Below are 25706 nucleotides of genomic sequence, written 5' to 3' on the forward strand. Positions count from 1 at the left end.
TTTGAGATACATGTTTAAGGTTATGCCTGTGCCACAACGGAGAAAAGTGCTTTCTTATACTAAGTGGAGGGTTATTGATTTAGCGCAATTTTGGCGGCAGGTTCACTACCGCCAAAGCAGTATCAGGCTGAGAAGAACGCCATCAAAATGGGTACCAGCAGGCTCAGAATAAAACCGTGTACGATGGCGGCAGGAACCATCTCCAGCCCTCCCGAGCGCTGTAATACCGGCAGGGTAAAGTCCATTGAGGTGGCCCCGCACAGGCCCAGCGCGGTAGAGCGGCTGCGGCGTACCAGGCCGGGGATCAGCATGATGGCTATCAGCTCGCGCGCCAGATCGTTAAAGAAGGCGGCGCTGCCGATCACCGGACCAAACGATTCGGTCAGCAGAATACCGGAGAGCGAATACCAGCCGAAACCGGACGCCATCGCCAGGCTGGTTTTCAGCGGCAGATCGAGAATAAAGGCGTTAATCACTCCCCCCGCCAGTGAGCTGGCCACAACGATAACGGCAACCATCATGCCCCGGCGGTTAAGGACAATCTGTTTCAGCGTCATGCCATTATTTCGCAGCTGAATACCAATCAGGAAGAGCAGGAAAATAAGCGTATATTCGCTGGCTTCCGTTGCGTGCTGTAAAAATGCCCAGCCGGTCAGACCCAGTAAAAAACCGAGTACCACCACGCCGCACAGTTTTAATGATTCCAGCGCCATCGCAATACGGGAGGGAAGCTTTTCCTGATGGTGGTGATTTTTCCAGGGAATAGTGCGTTCCAGCCAGAACAGCGCAGCAATATTGCACAGCAGAATAACCACTACCGTAACCGCAGAATAATGCAGGATGGAAAGCAAGTTCGTCGCCAGATTATCCAGGAAGGCCAGGCTGATCCCCATAAAGAACAGAATGACGTAAACAATCCAGCTGAGAAAGCGATTAATAAGCTTTAAGGCCGATTCATGACGCAGCGGAATAAGGTAGCCCACAATCAGGGGCAGAAGAATGATGAGGAGTCCTGAGAACATGAACAGCCGGTCCTTTTGAGTATCAGTTAAGCGCCAGAGACACTACCCAATAAAGGCTGTGAGGTAAAGCTACAAAAAAAGCCGGGTGGTGGCTGCGCCTTACCCGGCCTACAAAGTGCACACTAACGTAGGTCGGGTAAGCTTTAGCGCTACCCGACATTACAGACCGCACTTAATTAATCGCGTTTTTCCAGCAGGGTGCGATACAGCACGCCGCCCAGAATACCGCCGATAATTGGCATCACCCAGAACAGCCACAGCTGTTCAAGCGCCCAGCCGCCCTGGAAAATAGCCACCGCGGTGCTGCGCGCCGGGTTAACGGAGGTGTTGGTCACCGGAATGGAGATGAGGTGGATCAGCGTCAACGCCAGACCAATAGCGATGGGGGCAAAGCCCGCAGGCGCGTATTTGTCCGTTGCGCCGTGGATCACCAACAGGAAGCCTGCGGTGAGCACAATTTCAATCACGATGGCAGACAGCATCGAGTAGCCGCCTGGAGAGTGTTCGCCGAAGCCGTTCGACGCAAATCCGCTGGCCGCGGCGTCAAATCCGGCTTTACCGCTGGCAATTACGTACAGCACCGCCGCGGCAATAATACCGCCAATAACCTGGGCAATAATATAGCCAATAATATCTTTCGCCGGGAAACGTCCGCCCGCCCATAATCCTAATGTGACGGCCGGGTTGAAATGACCGCCGGAAATATGCCCCACGGCGAATGCCATGGTTAATACAGTTAAGCCGAATGCCAGCGCGACGCCGACAAAGCCAATACCTAATTCCGGAAATGCGGCTGCCAGTACTGCGCTACCGCAGCCACCAAACACCAGCCAGAATGTACCAAAGCATTCTGCCGCTAATTTTCTGAACATAACCACCTCAATAATAAACGTCCGCGCCCATTCCTGCGCGCGGGTTATATCGCCATAAAGGGATGACGACTCAAAGAGCCAGTATTTTGAAACCATCAACATCCCTTCGCCACTCAAATAAATTCACTAAATTTGATTTAAGGCAATGTGATGTCAATCCTTGTTCAGATCGGAGGTAATAAGAGCATAGCCCAATAATTAAGGGGCGTATATTCTGCTGTCGTGACCCACAGCCTGCCGCTATACTGCTGATAACTTGAAGGAAAAAGTGGCCGAATTGCGGGGGATGTATGCTACTCGAACGTGTGGAGATTGTCGGGTTTCGCGGGATTAACCGCCTGTCGCTGCAACTGGAACAGAACAACGTCCTGATAGGCGAAAATGCCTAGGGTAAATCCAGCCTGCTGGATGCCCTGACGCTGCTACTTTCGCCCGAAGAGAACTTGTACCACTTCGTTCATGATGACTTCTGGTTTCCGCCGGGGGATGTCAACGGACGCGAGAAACACCTGCATATCATTCTGACCTTCCGCGAATCCGAGCCCGGTCGCCATCGCGTGCGTCGTTTTCGCCCTATGTCGCCCTGCTGGGTGCCCTGTGAAGATGGTTTCCAGCGTATTTTCTATCGCCTTGAGGGCGAAATGGCGCAAAACGACGGGGTGTTAACCCTGCGTGAATTTCTTGATGAGAAGGGAAATCCGATCCCGCTCGATAATATTGACGAGCTTGCCCGCCATCTTATCCGCCTCTCCCCCGTGCTGCGCTTACGAGACGCGCGCTTTATGCGGCGGATCCGTAACGGCACCGTGCCGAATATGCCCGAGGTGGAGGTGACCGCCCGCGAACTGGATTTCCTCGCCCGTGAACTGGTCTCACGGCCGCAGAACCTCACCGACGGCCAGATCCGTCAGGGACTGTCTGCCATGGTGCAACTGCTGGAGCACTATTTCTCCGAGCAGGGAACGGGGCAGGCGCGCCACCGTCTGATGCGTCGCCGCTCGCACGATGAACAACGAAGCTGGCGCTATCTCGATATTATCAACCGCATGATCGACCGCCCCGGCGGGCGCACGCATCGGGTGATCCTGCTGGGATTATTCTCCACGCTTTTACAGGCGAAAGGGACGGTGCGCCTGGATCGGGACGCGCGCCCGCTGCTGCTGGTGGAAGATCCGGAAACGCGGCTGCACCCGATTATGCTTTCCGTGGCGTGGCATCTTCTTAATTTGCTGCCGTTGCAGCGAGTCACCACCACGAATTCCGGAGAGCTGCTCTCTCTGACGCCGGTGGAGTATGTCTGCCGCCTGGTGCGTGAATCCTCGCGGGTCACCGCCTACCGGCTCGGGCCCGGCGGGTTAAATGCCGAAGATGGCCGACGAATTGCGTTTCATATCCGTTTTAACCGTGCCTCTTCCCTGTTTGCCCGCTGCTGGTTGCTGGTGGAAGGGGAAACGGAAACCTGGGTGATAAACGAGCTGGCTCGCCAGTGCGGACACCACTTTGATGCCGAAGGGATCAAAGTGATCGAATTTGCTCAGTCTGGCTTAAAACCGCTGATCAAATTTGCGCGCCGGATGGGGATAGAGTGGCACGTACTGGTGGATGGCGATGAGGCAGGTAAAAAATATGCGGCGACCGTGCGCAGCCTGCTCAATAACGATCGTGAAGAGGAGCGGGAACATCTGACCGCGCTGCCTGCGATGGACATGGAGCACTTTATGTACCGCCAGGGATTTGACGACGTCTTTCACCGCGTGGCGATGATCCCGGTAGATGTGCCCATGAATATGCGCCGGGTGATTGCCAAAGCTATCCATCGGTCGTCAAAACCGGATTTGGCCATTGAAGTTGCGACGGAAGCGGGCAGGCGAGGCGTGGAGTCGGTGCCCACGCTGCTGCGTAAAATGTTCTCCCGCGTCCTCTGGCTGGCTCGCGGGAGGGCCGATTAACGGGCAGTCGCCTGCGAAACCTGTTGGATCAGGCTATCAAGCAGGGCATAGCGGCGGCGGTATTCGGACCGTTTTTTACTCGCAATCTCTTCCATCGGTTTGCGTGGCATGGTCAGTGGCAGGGCAAAGTTGCCGTTATCCTGCTGCTGTCCGCCAAGGGAGCGCCAGAAGCTGTCATAGTCAGCCAGCAATTTTCCCTCTTTTTTCTTGCGATAGCGCCAGCTGCGGTAGATGTGGGTGGCGTTACTCACCGCGAGGATCTGCTCGACCGGGAAGGCGCCTGCCAGCGTCATGACCGCTTCAACCAGCAGACGTTTTGGGAACAGTCCGTGACAGGCTTTGGTCGCCAGCTGAATGTGCTCGTGCGGGACATGCGCTTTCGCCCCCTGCATTCCGCCGATGAAGAGCGTTGGCTTGCCCTGGTATGTGCACAGCGTAAAGGTCAGCTCGGCCAGCACCGTGTTCTGGTGGTCGCAAAAAGTGAGGGTCGCTTCCCCTTCTTTGTCCAGAAACGCATCCGCGCTCAGGCGAACGCTAAACTGCTGCTCCTCTTTGCCCGTTAACGTCACCAGCGTGATGCCCTGGCTGGAGAGGTAGCCGTTCAGCAGCGACGCCGGAAGATGGCGGCTCATCATCTCATAGTGATCGTTCAGTGCGTCCAGCGTAGTCTGGCGGCCCATATTGACGGTCAGCCACGGCCGGTGCAGGCGGCACGGCAGGCCGGGCTGCACGCGCAGGATCTGCATCAGACGGGGCTGTTTTGCAAGGTTTCCAAGCAGGCGCGCAGTGGTGAACGGCGTTGCCAGCGAGCGCAACATAAACTTACGTCGATAGGCCGGATTTTGCCACGCCAGCCCCGGCGTGAGGGAACCCGATGCCAGGCTTTTAAACAGTTGCCAGCCCGATTTAGGCTGGGGCAGCGTTGAATAAGGTGTATCGACGATGGAAGACATGTTAGATCCTGCTTCTGGTGGAATATCGCTATTTCAGCAGGCGCTTTATCAACATCGGGTAAACAATTCCCGACGATTACGGGGATCGGGGGTTTCGTTGAGGAGTGGTTTAGATAAAATCAACGGTGATGATAGCCAGAACAATTATTTGGAATATTTATGAACCTGAAGGGAAAACGCAGAAAGCTGTTTCTGCTGCTGGCGGTAGTGGTGTTAGCGGGCGGATTCTGGTTATGGAATGTACTGAACGCGCCGGTACCACAGTATCAAACGCTGATTGTTCGTCCGGGCGAGCTGCAACAAAACGTGCTGGCGACGGGGAAACTGGATGCCCTGCGTAAGGTTGACGTGGGCGCGCAGGTCAGCGGTCAGCTTAAAACCCTGTCAGTTGAGATTGGCGATAAGGTTAAAAAAGGCCAGCTGCTGGGCGTGATCGATCCTGAGCAGGCGCAAAACCAAATCCGCGAAGTGGAAGCGACGCTGATGGAGCTGCGCGCGCAGCGCGCGCAGGCTCAGGCGGAGCGTAATCTCGCTCAGGTCACCCTGACGCGCCAGCAGGCGCTGGCGAAAACGCAGGCTATCTCGAAACAGGATCTGGACACAGCCGCCACGGAGCTGGCGGTGAAGCAGGCGCAGATTGGCACCATCGATGCGCAAATCAAACGGAATCAGGCCTCGCTGGATACGGCGAAAACCAACCTCGATTACACGCAAATCGTTGCGCCAATGGCCGGGGAAGTGACGCAGATAACCACCCTGCAAGGCCAGACGGTCATCGCCGCGCAGCAGGCGCCGAACATCCTGACCCTGGCGGATATGAGCACCATGCTGGTGAAAGCCCAGGTATCCGAAGCGGACGTCATTCACCTTAAGCCGGGGCAGAAAGCCTGGTTTACGGTGCTGGGCGATCCGCAAACCCGCTATGAAGGGGTGCTGAAAGATATCCTGCCGACGCCGGAGAAGGTCAACGACGCTATCTTCTACTATGCGCGTTTTGAGGTGCCAAACCCGCAGGGCGTGCTGCGTCTGGACATGACCGCCCAGGTGCATATCCAGCTGACCGGCGTGAAAAACGTGCTGACGGTTCCGCTCTCCGCGCTGGGTGAATCCGCCGGGGACAATCGCTACAAGGTGAAAGTGCTGCGCAACGGCGAAAGCCGCGAGCGGGAAGTGGTGATTGGCGCACGTAACGACACCGATGTGGTGGTGGTAAAAGGGCTGGAAGAGGGTGAGGAAGTGGTCACCAGCGAAACCCTGCCCGGAGCCGCGCAATGACGGCGCTGCTTGAGCTGAATGACATTCGTCGCAGCTATCCGTCCGGCGACGGGCCGGTGGAGGTGCTGAAGGGCATCTCCCTGCGCGTTGAAGCCGGTGAGATGGTGGCGATTGTCGGGGCGTCGGGCTCGGGTAAATCAACGCTGATGAACATTCTTGGCTGTCTGGATAAGCCCACCAGCGGCACCTATCGCGTGGCCGGGACGGATGTTTCCACCCTGGACGGCGACGCGCTGGCGAAGCTGCGTCGCGAGCATTTTGGCTTTATTTTTCAGCGTTACCATCTGCTTTCACACCTGAGCGCGGCGCAGAACGTGGAGGTGCCAGCGGTGTATGCGGGCGTCGAGCGCAAAAAACGCCTTGAACGCGCGAAGGCGCTGTTAACGCGTCTTGGGCTGGCGGAGCGTGTTGATTATCAGCCTTCGCAGCTTTCAGGCGGTCAGCAGCAGCGCGTGAGTATTGCCCGCGCGCTGATGAACGGCGGACAGGTGATCCTCGCTGATGAGCCAACCGGTGCGCTCGACAGCCATTCCGGTGAAGAGGTGATGGCGATCCTGCATCAGCTGCGCGATCAGGGGCATACGGTGATTATTGTCACCCACGATCCGCAGGTGGCAGCGCAGGCGGAACGCATCATTGAGATCCACGACGGCGAGCTGGTCAGCAACCCGCCGCCACGTCAGTCCAGAGCGGCGGCGCCGAAAGAAGCCTTACCTGCGTCCACCGGCTGGGGACAGTTCTCCAGCGGCTTTCGTGAAGCGCTGACCATGGCCTGGCTGGCGATGGCGGCCAACAAAATGCGCACCCTGCTGACCATGCTCGGCATCATTATCGGTATTGCCTCGGTGGTGTCGATTGTGGTGGTGGGCGATGCGGCGAAACAGCTGGTGCTGGCGGATATTCGCGCCATCGGGACTAACACCATCGACGTTTACCCCGGCAAAGATTTTGGCGACGACGAGCCGCAGTATCAGCAGGCGCTGAAATACGACGATCTGGCGGCTATTCAGAAGCAGCCGTGGGTGAACTCCGCCACGCCTGCCGTGTCGCAAAACCTGCGTCTGCGCTACGGCAACATCGACGTGGCGGCCAGCGCTAACGGCGTCAGCGGAGATTACTTCAACGTCTACGGCATGACCTTCAGCGAAGGGGCGACCTTCAACGCGGAACAGCTGGCGGGCAGGGCGCAGGTGGTGGTGTTAGACGCTAACTCGCGCAGACAGCTTTTCCCCAATAAAACCCGTGTGGTGGGGGAAGTGATCCTGGTGGGTAACATGCCCGCCACGGTGATTGGTGTGGCGGAAGAGAAACAGTCCATGTTTGGCAGCAGCAAGATCCTGCGCGTCTGGCTGCCGTACAGCACCATTTCCGGGCGCATTATGGGACAGTCCTGGCTCAACTCCATTACCGTGCGAGTGAAAGAGGGCTACGACAGCGCGCTGGCGGAACAGCAGCTCGAGCGGCTGTTAACGTTGCGCCACGGGAAAAAGGATTTCTTCACCTGGAACATGGACGGCCTCTTGAAAACGGCCGAAAAGACCACACGTACTCTTCAGCTGTTCCTGACGCTGGTGGCGGTGATTTCGCTGGTCGTCGGCGGGATAGGGGTGATGAACATTATGCTGGTGTCGGTGACCGAACGTACGCGGGAGATCGGCATTCGCATGGCGGTCGGGGCCAGAGCCAGCGATGTGCTCCAGCAATTTTTGATTGAAGCGGTGCTGGTGTGTCTGGTGGGAGGCGCGATGGGGATTGCGCTCTCGATGATGATCGCCTTCGCGCTCCAGCTCTTTTTACCGGGGTGGGAGATTGGCTTCTCACCGATGGCGATCCTCACCGCGTTTTTGTGCTCCACCTTTACCGGCATTTTGTTTGGCTGGCTGCCGGCACGAAACGCGGCGCGGCTGGATCCGGTGGATGCGCTGGCGCGGGAATAACCCGAAAATAAAAATGCCAGCCGATCGGGCTGGCATTTTGCCTGCGGGGTGTACACAATGAATCAGAGAGCTATGCAACCGTTTCTGCTTCAACGGGCACGATAAGACTGGCGTGATTGCCTTTTGGCCCCTGGTGTACATCGAACCGGACGGACTGCCCGGCTTTGAGCGTCCTGTAACCATCCATCTGAATGGTGGAATAGTGAGCGAAGATATCCTCGCCGCCGCCTTCGGGGCAAATGAAGCCAAACCCCTTGGCGTTGTTGAACCACTTAACAGTACCCATTTCCATGCTTCGACATCCTTCGTAAATCTTATAAATTAAGATGGAATGAACCGGTGGTGGAGTGGGGGCTGTTCAAAACCTCGCCAACTCACGCTTGTACAATTTAGAGAAACGGAAGAAGCCGTCAAGCGTTTGGCGCTGGAGTTGGGACAATAATCAACCAAAATTTGAGGCAGTTAACGCTATTGCAACAGTTTGTGACAGACATCGCGGATGACAGTAATAGATGATTGTTATCTAACATCTGAGGTAGATTCAAAGTGGTTATGCATAATGGGTAAGACCAACGATTGGCTGGATTTTGACCAGCTGGCGGAAGATAAAGTGCGCGACGCGCTAAAACCGCCATCTATGTATAAAGTTATGTTAATGAACGATGATTACACGCCGATGGAATTTGTTATTGACGTGCTACAAAAGTTCTTTTCTTATGATGTTGAACGTGCAACGCAACTGATGCTTACCGTTCATTATCGTGGCAAAGCGATCTGCGGCATCTTTACTGCCGAGGTTGCGGAAACCAAAGTAGCGATGGTGAACGACTATGCAAGGGAGAACGAGCATCCGTTGCTGTGTACGCTGGAAAAGGCCTGATAAGGCATAAAATTGGGGGAGGTGCCTATGCTCAATCAAGAACTGGAACTCAGTTTAAACATGGCTTTCGCCAGAGCGCGTGAGCACCGACATGAGTTTATGACCGTCGAGCACCTGCTGCTCGCACTGCTTAGCAACCCATCTGCCCGCGAAGCGCTGGAAGCCTGCTCCGTGGATCTGGTGGCGCTACGTCAGGAACTCGAAGCCTTCATCGAACAAACTACACCGGTGCTGCCAGCCAGTGAAGAAGAGCGCGACACGCAGCCGACGCTCAGCTTCCAGCGCGTGTTGCAGCGCGCGGTTTTCCACGTCCAGTCTTCCGGACATAGCGAAGTGACTGGCGCCAATGTCCTGGTCGCCATCTTCAGCGAGCAGGAGTCCCAGGCGGCCTACCTGCTGCGTAAACACGAAGTCAGCCGGCTCGACGTGGTCAACTTCATCTCTCACGGAACGCGAAAAGACGAGCCTAACCAGGCATCGGATCCCAGCGGACAGATCAACAGCAATGAAGAGCAAGCAGGCGGGGAGGATCGTATGGAAAACTTCACCACCAACCTTAACCAGCTTGCTCGCGTTGGCGGTATCGACCCGCTGATTGGTCGCGACAAAGAGCTGGAGCGTGCCATCCAGGTGCTGTGCCGCCGCCGTAAGAACAACCCGCTGCTGGTGGGGGAATCTGGCGTGGGTAAAACCGCGATTGCCGAAGGGCTGGCCTGGCGCATTGTGCAGGGCGACGTGCCGGAAGTGATTGCCGACTGCACCATCTACTCGCTGGATATTGGCTCGCTGCTGGCGGGCACCAAATACCGCGGTGATTTCGAAAAACGTTTCAAAGCGCTGTTAAAACAGCTGGAGCAGGACACCAACAGCATCCTGTTTATCGATGAGATCCACACCATCATCGGCGCAGGTGCGGCCTCCGGTGGCCAGGTGGATGCCGCTAACCTGATCAAACCGCTGCTCTCCAGCGGCAAGATCCGCGTGATGGGCTCCACGACGTACCAGGAGTTCAGCAACATCTTTGAGAAGGATCGTGCGCTGGCGCGTCGTTTCCAGAAAATCGACGTTACCGAGCCGTCGGTTGACGAAACGGTGCAGATCATCAATGGCCTGAAAACCAAGTACGAAGCGCACCACGACGTGCGTTACACCGCGAAAGCGGTACGTGCGGCGGTGGAGCTGGCGGTGAAATACATCAACGATCGTCATCTGCCGGATAAAGCGATCGACGTGATTGATGAGGCGGGGGCGCGTGCGCGCCTGATGCCAGCCAGCAAGCGTAAGAAAACCGTGAATGTGGCGGATATCGAGTCCGTGGTGGCCCGCATCGCGCGTATTCCTGAGAAGAGCGTTTCTCAGAGCGACCGTGATACGCTGCGGACCCTCGGCAATCGCCTGAAAATGCTGGTCTTTGGTCAGGATAAAGCCATTGAGGCTTTAACCGAAGCGATCAAGATGGCCCGTGCTGGCCTGGGGCATGACCACAAGCCGGTCGGTTCCTTCCTGTTCGCCGGCCCGACCGGGGTGGGTAAAACCGAGGTGACGGTTCAGCTTTCCAAAGCGCTGGGCATTGAGCTGCTGCGCTTTGATATGTCCGAGTATATGGAGCGTCATACCGTCAGCCGTTTGATTGGTGCGCCTCCGGGATACGTGGGCTTTGACCAGGGCGGCCTGCTTACGGACGCGGTTATCAAGCATCCGCACGCGGTACTGCTGCTCGATGAAATCGAGAAAGCGCACCCGGACGTGTTCAATATCCTGTTGCAGGTGATGGACAACGGGACGCTGACCGATAACAACGGGCGCAAGGCCGATTTCCGCAACGTGGTGCTGGTGATGACCACCAACGCGGGCGTGCGGGAAACCGAGCGTAAATCCATCGGCCTGATCCACCAGGATAACAGCACCGATGCGATGGAAGAGATCAAGAAGATCTTCACGCCGGAGTTCCGTAACCGTCTGGACAACATTATCTGGTTCGATCATCTGTCTACCGAGGTGATTCATCAGGTGGTGGACAAGTTCATCGTCGAGTTGCAGGTTCAGCTGGATCAGAAAGGCGTGTCGCTGGAAGTGAGCCAGGAGGCCCGCAACTGGCTGGCTGAGAAAGGCTACGACCGTGCGATGGGCGCCCGTCCGATGGCGCGCGTGATTCAGGACAACCTGAAGAAACCGCTGGCAAACGAGCTGCTGTTTGGCTCGCTGGTGGACGGCGGCCAGGTAACGGTGGGGCTGGATCAGGCGAAGAACGAACTGACGTACGATTTCCAGAGTGCGGCGAAGCACAAGCCGGAAGCGGCTCACTGATTTTCTTTAGTGTAAAAGCCGGGTTTTTAACCCGGCTTTTTTGTGTCCGCTTTTCTCCTTCTCCCTGTGGGAGAGGGTCAGGGTGAGGGCATCAGACCGCACAAAAATACCTCTTCCTGAACAGCCACACTAAAGCCATAAATAAAAAAGGCCGGGATTGTCCCGACCTTTTAAATATTCATCTGCCATTACAGGCGAAAACAATTAGCGACTACGGAAGACAATGCGGCCTTTGCTCAGGTCGTACGGGGTCAGTTCAACAGTCACTTTGTCGCCCGTCAAAATGCGGATATAGTTTTTGCGCATTTTACCGGAGATGTGCGCAGTTACCACGTGACCGTTTTCCAGTTCTACGCGAAACATGGTATTAGGCAACGTATCAAGTACGGTACCCTGCATTTCAATATTGTCTTCTTTGGCCATCTAATCCTCTGGGGTATCACTACCAAGTTTTGAACCGGCAAGATAATGCCGAAATTCCTCAATTAAGTAAAGAATTGCGCGTTTAAAACGCAGCAAAACAGTCTCAGCGTATTGCCCAAGCGTCACGGTACAACCGAACGGAAAGCGCATTCGTAAAGGGGAGACGACAGGATAAACGTAAGGACGTTATCTGAAGCGAGGGTCCCAAACGGCGGCGGGGCAACAGGCAGAAGCTACTCTGCGGCGTAATTATAACACCCTCATAAAAAATATGCGGAAAACATTTAGGCATTGGGTATAAAGAGCGTTCTGGGAACCCAAAAATCGCGTGGTAGGGTCTCCTTTCGGCACTGTTCCAGGTGTTCGATATAGTGTCGGCGGGAGATTTCAACGGCGCCGAGCGAGGCGGTATGCTCATTCAGCACCTGACAATCCATTAACTGTCCTCCACGTCGGGCAAATTCCTGGCTAAAAACCAGCAGCGCGGTTTTCGACGCATTCGTGGCGCGGGAGAACATCGACTCGCCGCAGAACAGCGTACCCTGCGCCACGCCGTACATGCCCCCGACGAGGTCGTCGCCGCTCCACACTTCGATCGAATGCGCGTAACCCAGCTCATGAAGCTGGTGATAGGCGATAATGATATCGCGGGTTATCCAGGTGCCTTCTAGACGATCTTCAGCGCAGCCTTCGATAACCTGGCCGAAGGCGTGATTAAGCGTGACGCGAAAGGGTGATTTTGTATGAAAACGCTTCATGCTGCGGCTCAGGTGAAACTGCCCAGGCCACAGTACGGCTCGCGGGTCAGGAGACCACCATAAGATCGGGTCGCCAGGAGAAAACCACGGAAAGATGCCGCGCTGGTAAGCCATTAAGAGCCGTGCCGGGCTGAGATCGCCGCCCAGAGCCAGCAAGCCGTTAGGTTCACGCAGCGCCCCCTCCGGAGAAGGGAACGCAATATTATGGCGAGAAAGCTGCACCAGGCGCATGACAACAGAACTCCAGTACGCGAGAGAGGACGCTACAAATATAGTCTACAGGCGCTGTTTAAACTGGTAGTAGCGACCTTGTTTTGCCAGCAGCTCTGCTTGACTACCTTGCTCAATTATGTGTCCGTTGTCCATCACAATTATCTGATCGAAATTCACCAGCCCGCGCAGACGGTGCGTGACCATCAGCACGGTTTTACCTTTCATCACATTCGCCAGTAAATCAAGGATTTGGCTCTCTGTCGTGGCATCCAGTCCTTCTGTCGGTTCATCCAGCAGCATCAGCGGCGCATCGTGCAGCAGCGCACGCGCAATGGCCAGACGACGCAGTTCGCCGCCGGAAAGCTGTCGACCCCCTTCACCCAGCCAGCTGTTCAACCCGTCGTCTTCAAGCAGCTTGTGCAGCCCAACCTGCTCCAGCATTGCCCGCAGCGTATCGTCGGAGGCGTCTGGTGCCGCCAGAAGAAGATTATCGCGCAGCGTAGCGCTGAACAGATGCACCCGCTGGGGCACGACGCTGACCGTTTTACGCAAGGCCGCTTCGCTAAAACCAGACAGCGGAACGTCGTTAAACAGAATCTCGCCCTGCTGTGGGTCCCACGCGCGCGTGAGAAGTTGCAGAAGTGTCGATTTCCCACATCCCGTACGGCCAAGGATCGCAATGCGCTGCCCGGCATCAACAGAAAGGGTGATGTCTTCCAGCGCGTTTTGCGCCTGCTTGTCGTAGGCGAAAGTGACATTGCTGAGCGTCAGCGCGACCTGCTCTGGCACAGCGGTTTGACCCGCGCTGAACTTCACTTCCGGCTCCTGCTCGGCAATATCCGTAATGCGCAGCGCAGAGGCAATCACCTGGCCGAGATGCTGAAAGGCGCCCGTGACCGGGGCTAAGGCTTCAAAGGCTGCCAGGGCACAGAAAACAAACAGCGCAATCAGCGGGCCAGGCTGCGCGTTACCGCCCACGCCACCGGAGGCCATCCAGAGCATGGCGATAACGGCAATCCCACCAATTAACATCATCAGCGCCTGGGAGAACGCGGTCAGTTCAGACTGGCGCCGCTGGGCTTCATGCCAGTTCAGCTCCGTATTTTCCATGCGGGCGCGGTACCGTTTGCTGGCACCAAAAAGGGTGAGCTCGGCCTGTCCCTGCAACCAGGCGGTGAGCTGCTGGCGATATTCCCCTCGCAGGCGCGTCAGGTTTTCCCCGGTGGTTTTACCTGCACGATAAAACAGGGGCGGCAGAATAATCAGCGTCATCAGCATGATGCCGCCGAGCGTCAGTGCGATGGGAACATCCAGGAAACTCAACCCCAGCGTGACCACGACAATCACTACAAACGCGCCCACCATAGGTGAAATGACGCGCAGATAGAGGTGATCCAGCGTATCCACATCTGCGACCACGCGGTTGAGTAATTCGCCCTGTCGAAAACGTGCCAGCCCGGCAGGGGAGAGGGGCAGCAGTTTGCTGAAGGTGTAAATACGCAGGTGTTGCAGCACGCGGAAGGTCGCGTCGTGGCTGACCAGACGTTCGAAGTAGCGTCCGGCAGTTCGCGTAATCGCCGTGCCGCGCACCCCGGCGGCAGGCAGCATGTAGTTAAAGCTGTACAGCCCGGCAAAGCCTGCGGCCGCAGACGCGGAGAGGAACCAGCCGGAAAGCGTAAGCAGACCGATGCTGGCCAGCAGAGTAACGATCGCCAGCACGATCCCGAGCGTCAGCATCCATTTGTGGCGTTTATACAGTGCAAGATACGGAAGCAGGGCGCGCATCAGATATCCTCCTGACGGTTCGCCAGCAGGGTCGCAAACGGCCCCTGCGCGGCAACAAGCGCGGCGTAATCGCCTTGTTCAACAATGTGTCCGTTTTCCATCACCCAGATCTGATCCCAGTCGGCAATACCTTCCAGCTGGTGAGTCACCATCAGGGTGGTTTGCTGGCGTGAGGCTGCGTTAAGCGCATCCATCACGCGCTGCTCGCTGTGAGCGTCCAGGCTGGCGGCGGGTTCGTCCAGCAGCATTAGAGAAGAGGGATTCAGCAGCGCACGGGCAACCGCGACGCGCTGTGCCTGGCCAACTGACAGCCCGGCAGACTGATCGCCAATGACGGTATCGACACCCTGCGCAAGCAGCGGCAGAAACTCGCTGACCCAGGCGCGGTCGAGGACCGATTGCAGCTCATCTTCATGCGCATTCGGGCGTGCCAGCAGCACATTCTCGCGCAGCGTCGGAGCTGGCAGCTGAGGGTTTTGCCCCACCCAACTCAGCTGTTTACGCCAGGCATCAGGATCGAGCTCGCGCAGCTCCGTTTTATTGATACGCAGCGATCCGGTGTACGCCATAAAACCTGACAGCGCATTCAACAATGAGCTTTTACCTGAGCCGCTGGTACCCACCAGCACCACACGTTGCCCGGCAGGCAGGGTAAAGTTCAGCGGACCGGCCAGCACTTTGCCTTCAGGCGACAGAACAGAAAAATCCTGTGCTTCAATGGTCACCGGATCGTTCGTATTCAGCGTTACCTCACCACGCTCCGGATTCGCCAGCGGCGTTTCCATGAAGGTTTTCAGGCTGTCGGCAGCACCCACCGCCTGCGCTTTGGCATGGTAAAAGGTGCCGAGATCGCGAAGCGGCTGGAAAAATTCCGGGGCCAGGATCAGCGCCAGGAACCCGGCGGAAAGCGTGACCGCCGTACCGTAGTGGCCAAAGTCCAGCGCGCCGAGGTAGGAGAAGCCAAAGTAAACCGCCACCAGCGCAATCGACAGGGAGGTGAAAAATTCGAGCACGCCAGAAGAGAGAAAGGCCATGCGCAACACTTCCATGGTGCGCTGACGGAAATCCTGCGACGCCAGGCGAATGTTTTCGGTTTCCGCTTCACCACGACCGAAGATCCGCAGGGTTTCCATTCCGCGCAGACGGTCCAGGAAATGACCGCTCAACCGACCCAGCGCCAGGAAGTTACGACGGTTAGCATCTGCCGCGCCCATGCCGACCATCGCCATAAACAGCGGGATGAGCGGGGCGGTGCCTAGCAGGATCAACGCCGCCACCCAGTTAACAGGGAAGATGGCGATAACAATCATCAGGGGCACAAACACCGCCAGCGCCATCTGGGGAAGATAACGCGCGTAGTAATCGTGCATATCGTCGATTTGCTCAAGGATCAGCGTCGCCCAGCTGCCGGCTGGCTTACCCTGGATCCACGCAGGTCCGGCTTCCGAAAGCCGATCGAGTACCTTGCGGCGAATCTCATAGCGGATGTGCTGCCCGGCGTGGAACCCAACCCGCTCGCGCAGCCAGACCACCCACGCACGCAGAACGAAAACCAGCACCAGAACGATAAACGGCAACAGCAGCGCTTCGCGCGGGATGTTCTCCATGATCATATGGTTGAGAATGCGGGCCAGCAGCCATGCCTGGGCAACAATCAACAGACCGCTGATGAATCCCAAAACGCGGGAAATCATAAGCCAGCGGCGGGACAGAACGCTTTGCTGTTTCAGCCAGCGGGTTAACTCTTGTTGACGGGTTTTTTCCATTGCGTACTTTGCAGGTGACGTTATAAGAAATTAGACCTCTGCATGTTACACGCGAGCAAAAATAAAGGCGACCAGTGGCCGCCTTTATTTACGTTTGTTACTGACTTGTAAAGATTATTTACCTTGTTCAGCCAGTCCGTCCAGATAGCGTTCTGCGTCCAGCGCGGCCATACAGCCGGTGCCCGCAGAGGTGATCGCCTGACGATAAATATGGTCCATCACGTCGCCAGCTGCGAAGACACCCGGAACGCTGGTCTGGGTGGCGTTGCCGTGAATGCCAGACTGCACTTTGATGTAGCCGTTCTCCAGCTCCAGCTGGCCTTCGAAGATAGCGGTGTTCGGGCTGTGGCCGATTGCCACAAACAGGCCCGCCACTTCCAGCGTTTCGACGTTATCGGTGTTCTGGGTATCACGGATACGCAGTCCCGCCACGCCCATCTGATCGCCAGTCACTTCTTCCAGCGTACGGTTGGTATGCAGCACAATGTTGCCGCTCGCCACTTTGTCCATCAGGCGTTTAATCAGGATCTTCTCCGCGCGGAAGGTGTCGCGACGGTGAATCAGGTGTACTTCAGAGGCGATGTTTGCCAGGTAGAGCGCTTCTTCCACTGCGGTGTTACCGCCGCCGATCACGGCGACTTTCTGATTGCGATAGAAGAAACCGTCGCAGGTAGCGCAGGCAGATACGCCTCGGCCTTTGAACGCTTCTTCAGATGGCAGACCAAGGTAACGGGCAGAGGCGCCGGTGGCGATGATCAGCGCATCGCAGGTGTATTCGCCGCTGTCACCCGTCAGGCGGAACGGACGGTTCTGCAAATCCACTTTATTGATGTGGTCGAACAGGATTTCGGTTTCGAATTTGGCGGCATGCTCGTGCATGCGCTCCATCAGCAGCGGCCCGGTCAGGTCGTTCGGGTCGCCAGGCCAGTTTTCCACTTCCGTGGTGGTGGTCAGCTGACCGCCTTTTTCCATCCCGGTGATCAGTACCGGTTGCAGGTTAGCGCGTGCAGCATAGACCGCTGCGGTATATCCCGCAGGTCCAGAACCAAGGATTAGCAGCTTACTGTGTTTGGTCGTGCCCATGAGATCCCCATTGTTGTTGGCAGGCAATGGGCTGGATTGTAGGGAATTTGTTGCCGTAAAAAAAGAGCAGGAGAGTTTTGCTTCCGATATATGCAATAGACGCGCCCTATGGGTCAGAGGCGGTCACATCACTTCTGCTACTGAAAACCGCGCGTTTATAAGGCAATAAAATGAGGATTAATACCCCTCCGTAATGAATATCCGGCATGTTGTACTAAAAATCGATGTTTTGCTTTGACAATCCCCTGCGCTTTTGCGAAAACATTCAAGGAAGAAAAAAGACGCACGAACTGCATGCCGCATAGACATGCACGGAAATGCCATTTTTACCGGGTCAGTGAAATCTACGCATGGTGTGGACAGACGCCATACGTGATGTCTGTGACTGCTTTCGGGCAACGGTCTTCTTACCGCAGAACCCGAATCTACATCGCGTCTAATACATAACCAGGCGATGTGATGAATAACGGGTCCAGGCTCTGAACAGTGATGTGCACAGGGTCCAGGCAGGAGTAGGGAAGGAATACAGAGAGACAATAATAATGGTAGATAGCAAGAAGCGCCCTGGCAAAGATCTCGACCGTATCGATCGTAACATTCTTAATGAATTGCAAAAGGATGGGCGTATTTCCAACGTCGAGCTTTCAAAACGTGTGGGACTTTCCCCGACGCCGTGCCTTGAGCGTGTGCGTCGACTGGAAAGACAGGGTTTTATTCAGGGCTATACGGCTCTGCTGAACCCGCATTATCTGGATGCCTCACTTCTGGTATTTGTTGAGATTACTCTGAATCGTGGTGCACCAGATGTGTTTGAGCAATTTAACGCCGCTGTACAAAAACTTGAAGAAATTCAAGAGTGTCATCTGGTTTCCGGTGATTTTGACTACCTGTTGAAAACCCGTGTGCCTGATATGTCCGCCTACCGTAAGCTGCTGGGTGAAACCCTGCTGCGTCTGCCAGGCGTGAACGACACCCGTACTTATGTGGTGATGGAAGAGGTCAAACAGAGCAATCGTCTGGTTATTAAGACGCGCTAACACGGAACAGGTGCAAAATCAGTGTAGTTTGATTACACTCCTGTTAATCCATACAGCAACAGTGCCGGGGAGTCCCGGCGCTGTTGTCCGTTTTAGCACACAGGCAGGACATGCCTGATACCTGGAGAGCCTTTCTTGAGCCAGGAATACACTGAAGACAAAGAAGTCACATTATCTAAGCTAAGCAGCGGACGTCGTCTCCTTGAGGCGTTACTGATTGTTATTGCCCTTTTTGCCGTCTGGCTGATGGCTGCCTTACTCAGTTTCAACCCCTCAGACCCCAGCTGGTCGCAAACCGCATGGCATGAGCCTATCCATAATTTAGGTGGCGTTCCCGGCGCCTGGCTTGCGGACACACTCTTCTTCATTTTCGGTGTGATGGCCTATACCCTTCCCGTCATCATTATTGGCGGATGCTGGTTTGCCTGGCGTCATCGACAGAACGACGACTACATCGATTATTTTGCCGTTTCGCTGCGCCTGATTGGCGCCCTGGCGCTGATCCTCACCTCCTGCGGACTGGCGGCGATCAACGCCGATGACATCTGGTACTTCGCCTCCGGCGGGGTGATTGGCAGCCTGTTGAGCTCCGCGCTGCAACCGATGCTTCACAGCAGCGGCGGCACGCTGGCGCTGCTTTGTATCTGGGCAGCGGGCCTGACGCTGTTTACCGGCTGGTCCTGGGTGAGCATTGCCGAAAAAATCGGCAGCTTTATTCTGACTCTGCTGACGTTTGCCAGCAATCGCACCCGTCGTGACGATACGTGGGTCGATGAAGATGAATATGAAGATGAGTACGAAGAGGAAGACGAGGCACCCGTGCAGCGTCGTGAATCCCGCCGTGCCCGTATTCTGCGCGGTGCTCTGGCGCGCCGCCAGCGCGTTGCTGAAAAATTCGCTAACCCGTTAGGCCGTAAAACGGATGCCGCGCTTTTCTCCGGCAAACGTATGGATGAAGAGGAGCAGATTGAGTATCGCGGCGCGGCCGTCGATCCTGATGATGTGTTGTTCTCTGGTCATCGAGCTACGCCGGGTGAGTATGACGAATACGATCCGCTGTTGCATGGTCATTCCGTGACTGAACCGGTAGCCGCTGCTGCTGCCGCAACGACGGCTGCGCAGGCCCATGTTGCGCCTGTTGAAGCCGTGATGCCGTCCTCGCCTGTTCCGGCACCGGAGTCCGCGATCCAGCAACCGCAGGTGGACTGGCAGACTGCGCCAGGCGTCCATACGCCTGAACCGACCATTGCGCCGGAGCCTGAAAGCTATATTCCTGTGCAGCAGGAACAGTGGCAGCAACCGTATCAGCCGCCTGAGCCTGCCAGCGAGCCGCAACAGCCGTATCAGGCCTATACGCCCGAACCTGCTGAGCCTGAACAGCCATACGTTGCGCCGGTGTCTGAACCCGAAATGGTGGAGGAAGCGAAGCCATCCCGTCCGCCATTGTACTATTTTGAAGAGGTGGAAGAGCGCCGTGCCCGAGAGCGCGAGCAGCTTGCCGCCTGGTATCAGCCCGTGCCTGAGCCGGTGCAGGAGCCTGTTGTAAAAGCGCCTTCTGCGAGCGTTGCACCTGTAGACCCAGCGCCAGCCGTTGCGTCGAGAGCGGAAACCGTGAAGCAGGCAACGGCAGCCGCTGCCGCGTCCGCTCCGCTATTCAGCCCGGCAACCGATGGTGCGCCACGTCCTCAGGTAAAAGAGGGCATTGGTCCACAATTGCCGCGTCCTAATCGCGTGCGCGTACCGACGCGCCGGGAGCTGGCCTCTTATGGCATTAAACTGCCTTCCCAGCGTATGGCGGAAGAGAAAGCCCGTGAGTCCGACTACGAAGATGATGCCGACGAACTGCATCAGGATGAGCTGGCGCGTCAGTTTGCCGCCCAGCAGACTCAACGCTACGGGAATGAGTACCAACACGATGTTCATTCTCAGCAGGATGAAGATGATGCTACCGAAGCGGAATTAGCGCGTCAGTTTGCGGCCACGCAACAGCAACGTTATTCCGGTGAGCAGCCTTCGGGGGCAAACCCGTTCTCGCTCTCGGATTTTGAATTTTCACCGATGAAAGATCTGGTGGATGACGGTCCGAGCGAACCGCTGTTCACGCCGAGCGTGATGCCAGAAGCGGAACCGGTGCGTCAGGCGCCAGCGCCGCAGGTTAATGCGCAGCCACAACAGCCAGCGCCGCAGGCTTATGCGCAGCCGCATACACCGTCGGCCCAACCGCCGCAGCCGCAGTTCCAGCAGCCAGCACCACAGCCGCAGGAAAGCCTGATTCACCCGCTGCTGATGCGTAACGGAGACAGCCGTCCGCTGCAACGACCAAGTACGCCGTTGCCGTCGCTGGATCTGTTAACGCCGCCGCCAGCGGAAGTCGAACCGGTGGATACTTTTGCTCTTGAGCAGATGGCCCGTCTGGTGGAAGCGCGTCTGGCTGACTTCCGTATTAAAGCGGACGTGGTGAACTACTCACCTGGCCCGGTGATCACCCGTTTCGAACTGAATCTGGCGCCAGGCGTAAAAGCGGCGCGTATTTCTAACCTCTCCCGTGACCTGGCGCGTTCTCTGTCGACCGTGGCGGTACGCGTGGTGGAAGTGATCCCAGGTAAGCCTTACGTTGGCCTTGAGCTGCCAAACAAGAAACGCCAGACCGTTTATCTGCGTGAAGTTCTGGATAACACCAAATTCCGCGACAACCCGTCCCCTCTGACCGTGGTGTTGGGTAAAGATATCGCTGGCGATCCGGTGGTTGCCGATCTTGCGAAGATGCCGCACCTGCTGGTTGCGGGTACCACCGGCTCCGGTAAATCGGTCGGGGTGAACGCCATGATCCTCAGTATGCTCTACAAAGCGCAGCCTGAAGATGTGCGTTTCATCATGATCGACCCGAAAATGCTTGAACTGTCCGTCTACGAAGGCATTCCGCACCTGTTAACGGAAGTGGTGACCGACATGAAGGACGCCGCCAACGCATTGCGCTGGAGCGTCAATGAAATGGAGCGTCGCTATAAGCTGATGTCTGCGCTGGGCGTGCGTAACCTGGCCGGTTATAACGAGAAAATCGCTGAGGCGGCACGTATGGGCCGTCCGATTCCGGACCCATACTGGAAGCCGGGGGACAGCATGGATACCCAGCATCCGGTGCTGGAAAAACTGCCTTACATCGTGGTGCTGGTGGATGAGTTCGCCGACCTGATGATGACCGTTGGCAAGAAAGTGGAAGAGCTGATTGCGCGTCTGGCGCAGAAAGCGCGTGCGGCGGGCATCCATCTGGTACTGGCAACGCAGCGTCCGTCCGTAGACGTTATCACCGGTCTTATTAAGGCAAACATCCCGACCCGTATCGCGTTTACCGTGTCGAGTAAAATTGACTCGCGTACTATCCTTGACCAGGGCGGTGCAGAGTCGCTGCTGGGTATGGGCGATATGCTCTATTCCGGCCCGAACTCCACCTCGCCGGTGCGCGTACACGGTGCGTTTGTTCGCGACCAGGAAGTGCATGCGGTGGTGCAGGACTGGAAAGCGCGCGGTCGGCCGCAATACGTTGACGGCATCACCTCCGACAGTGAAAGCGAAGGTGGCGGCGGTGGTTTTGACGGCGGCGAAGAGCTGGATCCGTTATTTGACCAGGCGGTTAATTTCGTTACCGAAAAACGTAAGGCGTCCATCTCCGGCGTCCAGCGCCAGTTCCGTATTGGCTACAACCGCGCGGCGCGTATTATCGAGCAGATGGAAGCCCAGGGTATTGTGAGCGAACAGGGGCATAACGGTAACCGTGAGGTGCTGGCGCCACCGCCGTTTGATTAACCTTCAGCGATTGCAAAGAAGGGTAAATCAGCAAAAATTAAGCATATTCTTCTGTCGCCTGCCTTCGGGCAGGTCCAGAATAGAAACGGAACCCCCATATCGGGAAGACGTATTTTAAGGAATAACAATGAAAAAAATCGCCATCGCCTGTGCATTACTCTCCAGTTTTGTTGCCAGCAGCGTCTGGGCTGATGCAGCCAGCGACCTTAAAAGCCGACTGGATAAAGTGAGCAGCTTCCACGCCAGCTTCACGCAAAAAGTGACTGACGGCAGTGGCAACGCGGTGCAGGAAGGTCAGGGGGATTTGTGGGTGAAACGCCCGAATCTCTTCAACTGGCACATGACCCAGCCGGATGAAAGCGTGCTGGTGTCCGACGGGAAAACCTTATGGTTCTACAACCCGTTTGTTGAGCAGGCGACCGCCACCTGGCTGAAAGACGCGACCAGCAATACGCCGTTTATGCTCATTGCCCGTAACCAGTCCAGCGACTGGCAGCAGTACAACATTAAACAAAACGGTGATGAGTTCGTCCTGACACCAAAAGGCAGCAACGGTAACCTGAAGCAGTTCACCATTAACGTGAGCAGCAACGGTACCATTAATCAGTTCGGTGCGGTTGAGCAGGACGATCAGCGCAGTAGCTATCAGCTCAAGTCTCAGCAAAACGGCGCCGTAGATGCTTCGAAATTCACCTTTACCCCGCCGCAGGGCGTAACGGTGGACGACCAACGTAATAAGTAAGAGGCATGAGTGAGCAACCTGTCGCTCGATTTTTCAGATAATGCGTTTCAACCTCTGGCCGCCCGTATGCGGCCAGAAAATTTAGCGCAGTACATCGGCCAGCAACACCTGCTGGCTGCGGGGAAACCCTTGCCGCGCGCCATAGAGGCGGGGCATCTGCACTCCATGATCCTCTGGGGGCCACCCGGCACCGGCAAAACAACCCTCGCTGAAGTGATCGCCCGCTATGCTAACGCGGACGTTGAGCGCATCTCGGCGGTTACCTCCGGCGTGAAGGAGATTCGTGAGGCGATCGAGCGCGCGCGGCAAAACCGTAATGCCGGGCGCCGCACCATTCTGTTTGTCGATGAAGTCCACCGCTTCAACAAGAGCCAACAGGATGCGTTTCTGCCGCACATTGAAGACGGCACGATTTTCTTCATCGGCGCAACCACGGAAAACCCGTCGTTTGAGCTGAACTCTGCGCTCCTTTCCCGCGCCCGCGTTTACCTGCTTAAATCCCTGACTACAGAGGATATCGAAAAGGTTCTGACCCAGGCGATGGAGGACAAAGCGCGGGGTTACGGCGGACAGGATATCGTTCTGCCGGACGACACGCGTCGTGCGATCGCTGAACTGGTCAACGGCGATGCGCGTCGGGCGCTGAATACGCTGGAAATGATGGCCGATATGGCCGAAGTGGATGATGCCGGCAAGCGCGTACTGAAACCTGAATTGCTCACCGAAATAGCCGGTGAACGCAGCGCACGCTTCGATAATAAAGGCGATCGTTTTTACGACCTGATCTCGGCATTACATAAGTCCGTGCGCGGCAGCGCCCCGGATGCGGCGCTCTACTGGTACGCGCGTATCATTACCGCCGGTGGCGATCCGTTATATGTCGCGCGTCGCTGCCTGGCCATCGCGTCAGAAGATGTCGGTAATGCCGATCCACGCGCCATGCAGGTCGCTATTTCCGCCTGGGACTGCTTTACCCGCGTCGGACCCGCGGAAGGTGAGCGTGCCATTGCGCAGGCAATTGTCTATCTGGCCTGCGCGCCGAAAAGTAACGCGGTGTATACCGCCTTCAAAGCGGCGATGTCAGATGCACGTGAACGTCCGGACTACGATGTGCCGGTTCATCTGCGCAATGCGCCAACCAAATTGATGAAAGAGATGGGTTACGGGCAGGAGTATCGCTACGCCCATGATGAACCCAATGCCTACGCCGCCGGGGAAGAGTATTTCCCGCAGGAGATGGCACAAACCCGCTATTATCATCCCACAAACAGAGGTCTTGAGGGTAAGATTGGCGAAAAGCTCGCCTGGCTTGCCGGACAGGATCAAAATAGCCCTATAAAACGCTACCGTTAGTTCAATCGTTGCGGTAATGTTGGCAATATATCTCTGTGGCCGCAGGCTGTGGTCACTTTTTCCTTTTTTAATTCGATAAGCACAGGATAAGCATGCTCGATCCCAATCTGCTGCGTAATGAGCCAGACGCAGTCGCTGAAAAACTGGCACGCCGGGGCTTTAAGCTGGATGTAGATAAGCTGCGCGCTCTTGAAGAGCGTCGTAAAGTTTTGCAGGTACAAACTGAAAATCTGCAAGCAGAGCGTAATTCTCGATCGAAATCCATTGGCCAGGCGAAAGCGCGCGGGGAAGATATTGAGCCATTACGCCTGGAAGTGAACAAACTGGGTGAAGAGCTGGATCAGGCGAAAGCTGAACTGGATGTTCTTCAGGCTGAAATTCGTGATATCGCTCTGGCGATCCCGAACATTCCTGACGACAGCGTGCCTGTCGGCAAAGACGAAAACGACAACGTTGAAGTGAAACGCTGGGGCACGCCTCGCGAGTTTGACTTCGAGGTGCGCGATCACGTCACGCTGGGCGAAATGCACGCGGGCCTGGACTTTGCGGCTGCGGTTAAGCTGACGGGTTCTCGCTTTGTGGTCATGAAAGGTCAAATTGCCCATCTGCATCGCGCTCTGGCGCAGTTCATGCTGGATCTGCACACCGAGCAGCACGGCTACAGCGAAACCTACGTTCCGTATCTGGTTAACCACGATACGCTGTACGGTACAGGCCAGCTGCCGAAATTTGCCGGCGATCTGTTCCACACCCGTCCGCTGGACGAGGAAGCAGACAGCAGCAACTACGCGCTGATCCCAACCGCGGAAGTGCCGCTGACCAACCTCGTGCGTGATGAGATCATCGACGAAGACGATCTGCCAATCAAACTGACCGCGCACTCTCCATGTTTCCGTTCTGAAGCCGGTTCTTACGGTCGCGATACGCGCGGTCTGATCCGTATGCACCAGTTCGATAAAGTTGAGATGGTGCAGATCGTTCGTCCGGAAGAGTCTATGGACGCGCTGGAAGAGATGACCGGTCATGCTGAGAAAGTGCTGGAGCTGCTGGGCCTGCCGTACCGCCGTATGGCGCTGTGCACCGGCGACATGGGCTTCGGTGCCTGCAAAACCTTCGACCTTGAAGTCTGGGTGCCTGCGCAGAACACCTACCGTGAAATCTCCTCCTGCTCCAACGTCTGGGATTTCCAGGCGCGTCGTATGCAGGCGCGTTGCCGCAGCAAATCTGACAAGAAAACCCGTCTGGTTCATACCCTGAACGGTTCCGGTCTGGCAGTAGGCCGTACGCTGGTTGCTGTGCTGGAAAACTACCAGCAGGCTGACGGACGCATTGAGATCCCGGAAGTGCTGCGCCCTTACATGAAAGGCCAGCAGTTCATCGGCTAATTATTTGCTCTAAGACAAAAAAGCGCCTCAGGGCGCTTTTTTTATGCCTCTGATTTGATACGAAGCAATAACCCCTTCCTCTAAAGTAGTAATACTCCTCCGAACGAAAGTCAGCATAAAACACTGATAACCAAAAATATCGTTATACATAAAACTATATAG

Annotated in this window: 18 protein-coding genes and 1 pseudogene; 10 read left to right on the forward strand and 9 right to left on the reverse strand. The window is 56.3% G+C overall.

Annotation, left to right across the window (positions count from 1 at the left end; all coding sequences use genetic code 11):
* Positions 1-122: 122 nt before the first annotated feature.
* Both KTH07_RS04990 and aqpZ read right to left on the reverse strand, forming a co-directional pair.
* Positions 123-1022, reverse strand: a complete 900-nt coding sequence (locus KTH07_RS04990; protein ID WP_015570988.1) for a lysine exporter LysO family protein — start codon at positions 1020-1022, stop codon at positions 123-125.
* 176 nt (positions 1023-1198) lie between these two features.
* Positions 1199-1894, reverse strand: a complete 696-nt coding sequence (aqpZ, locus tag KTH07_RS04995; RefSeq protein ID WP_026080729.1) for an aquaporin Z — start codon at positions 1892-1894, stop codon at positions 1199-1201.
* A gap of 290 nt (positions 1895-2184) precedes the next feature.
* Between aqpZ and KTH07_RS05000 the strand changes: the two are divergent.
* A pseudogene (locus KTH07_RS05000) lies at positions 2185-3843 on the forward strand (ATP-dependent endonuclease).
* Here KTH07_RS05000 and KTH07_RS05005 read toward each other — a convergent pair.
* Entirely contained in the window at positions 3840-4796 is a 957-nt protein-coding gene (locus KTH07_RS05005; protein WP_017693707.1) for a VirK/YbjX family protein, read from the reverse strand. The pseudogene KTH07_RS05000 and the gene KTH07_RS05005 sit on opposite strands and share 4 nt — an antisense overlap.
* A gap of 159 nt (positions 4797-4955) precedes the next feature.
* Between KTH07_RS05005 and macA the strand changes: the two genes are divergently transcribed.
* Both macA and macB read left to right on the forward strand, forming a co-directional pair.
* Positions 4956-6071 carry a macrolide transporter subunit MacA gene (gene macA, locus KTH07_RS05010; protein WP_032619987.1) on the forward strand — a complete coding sequence of 372 codons (1116 nt, stop codon included), beginning with the start codon at positions 4956-4958 and terminating at the stop codon, positions 6069-6071.
* Positions 6068-8008, forward strand: coding sequence for a macrolide ABC transporter ATP-binding protein/permease MacB (gene macB, locus KTH07_RS05015; protein WP_015570984.1), 1941 nt, complete (start codon positions 6068-6070; stop codon positions 8006-8008). Before macA ends, macB begins: the two co-directional genes overlap by 4 nt.
* 70 nt (positions 8009-8078) lie before the next feature.
* Here macB and cspD read toward each other — a convergent pair whose 3' ends face one another.
* Complete coding sequence (cspD, locus tag KTH07_RS05020) at positions 8079-8300, reverse strand: cold shock-like protein CspD (protein ID WP_006809408.1); 222 nt, start codon at positions 8298-8300, stop codon at positions 8079-8081.
* A gap of 267 nt (positions 8301-8567) precedes the next feature.
* Between cspD and clpS the strand changes: the two genes are divergently transcribed.
* Both clpS and clpA read left to right on the forward strand, forming a co-directional pair.
* Positions 8568-8888 (forward strand): ATP-dependent Clp protease adapter ClpS, encoded by a 321-nt coding sequence (gene clpS / locus KTH07_RS05025; RefSeq protein WP_006174393.1) that lies wholly within the window; start codon positions 8568-8570, stop codon positions 8886-8888.
* A gap of 27 nt (positions 8889-8915) precedes the next feature.
* Positions 8916-11195, forward strand: coding sequence for an ATP-dependent Clp protease ATP-binding subunit ClpA (gene clpA, locus KTH07_RS05030; protein ID WP_032619985.1), 2280 nt, complete (start codon positions 8916-8918; stop codon positions 11193-11195).
* A gap of 204 nt (positions 11196-11399) precedes the next feature.
* On the opposite strand, the gene infA is transcribed toward clpA, so the two are convergent.
* The 5 genes from infA to trxB all read right to left on the reverse strand — a co-directional run bounded on the left by infA (position 11400) and on the right by trxB (position 17223).
* Positions 11400-11618 carry a translation initiation factor IF-1 gene (gene infA / locus KTH07_RS05035; RefSeq protein WP_002211347.1) on the reverse strand — a complete coding sequence of 73 codons (219 nt, stop codon included), beginning with the start codon at positions 11616-11618 and terminating at the stop codon, positions 11400-11402.
* Between the two features lie 284 nt (positions 11619-11902).
* Positions 11903-12607 carry a leucyl/phenylalanyl-tRNA--protein transferase gene (gene aat / locus KTH07_RS05040; RefSeq protein WP_023303385.1) on the reverse strand — a complete coding sequence of 235 codons (705 nt, stop codon included), beginning with the start codon at positions 12605-12607 and terminating at the stop codon, positions 11903-11905.
* A gap of 45 nt (positions 12608-12652) precedes the next feature.
* A complete protein-coding gene (gene cydC / locus KTH07_RS05045) occupies positions 12653-14374 on the reverse strand; it encodes a cysteine/glutathione ABC transporter ATP-binding protein/permease CydC (protein ID WP_023303386.1) in 1722 nt (573 codons plus the stop codon).
* A complete protein-coding gene (gene cydD, locus KTH07_RS05050) occupies positions 14374-16140 on the reverse strand; it encodes a cysteine/glutathione ABC transporter permease/ATP-binding protein CydD (protein ID WP_017693705.1) in 1767 nt (588 codons plus the stop codon). Before cydD ends, cydC begins: the two co-directional genes overlap by 1 nt.
* A gap of 114 nt (positions 16141-16254) precedes the next feature.
* Positions 16255-17223, reverse strand: a complete 969-nt coding sequence (trxB, locus tag KTH07_RS05055) for a thioredoxin-disulfide reductase (protein WP_003858303.1) — start codon at positions 17221-17223, stop codon at positions 16255-16257.
* Between the two features lie 542 nt (positions 17224-17765).
* Here trxB and lrp point away from each other — a divergent pair.
* From lrp to serS, 5 genes are all read left to right on the forward strand, one after another.
* Positions 17766-18260, forward strand: a complete 495-nt coding sequence (gene lrp / locus KTH07_RS05060) for a leucine-responsive transcriptional regulator Lrp (protein WP_000228469.1) — start codon at positions 17766-17768, stop codon at positions 18258-18260.
* 135 nt (positions 18261-18395) lie between these two features.
* The gene (locus tag KTH07_RS05065) at positions 18396-22064 is read left to right on the forward strand and encodes a DNA translocase FtsK 4TM domain-containing protein (protein WP_032619979.1); all 3669 of its coding nucleotides are present in this window, start codon (positions 18396-18398) and stop codon (positions 22062-22064) included.
* Positions 22065-22191: 127 nt separating this feature from the next.
* The gene (lolA, locus tag KTH07_RS05070) at positions 22192-22806 is read left to right on the forward strand and encodes an outer membrane lipoprotein chaperone LolA (protein ID WP_003858270.1); all 615 of its coding nucleotides are present in this window, start codon (positions 22192-22194) and stop codon (positions 22804-22806) included.
* A 9-nt stretch (positions 22807-22815) separates the two neighbouring features.
* On the forward strand, positions 22816-24159 hold the full coding sequence (rarA, locus tag KTH07_RS05075) for a replication-associated recombination protein RarA (protein WP_023296220.1): 1344 nt from the start codon (positions 22816-22818) through the stop codon (positions 24157-24159).
* A 92-nt stretch (positions 24160-24251) separates the two neighbouring features.
* Positions 24252-25544: a serine--tRNA ligase gene (serS, locus tag KTH07_RS05080; protein WP_003858266.1), complete on the forward strand. Its 1293-nt coding sequence runs from the start codon at positions 24252-24254 to the stop codon at positions 25542-25544.
* Positions 25545-25706 lie beyond the last annotated feature (162 nt).

The organism is Enterobacter cloacae complex sp. ECL72 (assembly GCF_019056635.1).
Taxonomy (GTDB): domain Bacteria; phylum Pseudomonadota; class Gammaproteobacteria; order Enterobacterales; family Enterobacteriaceae; genus Enterobacter; species Enterobacter hormaechei_C.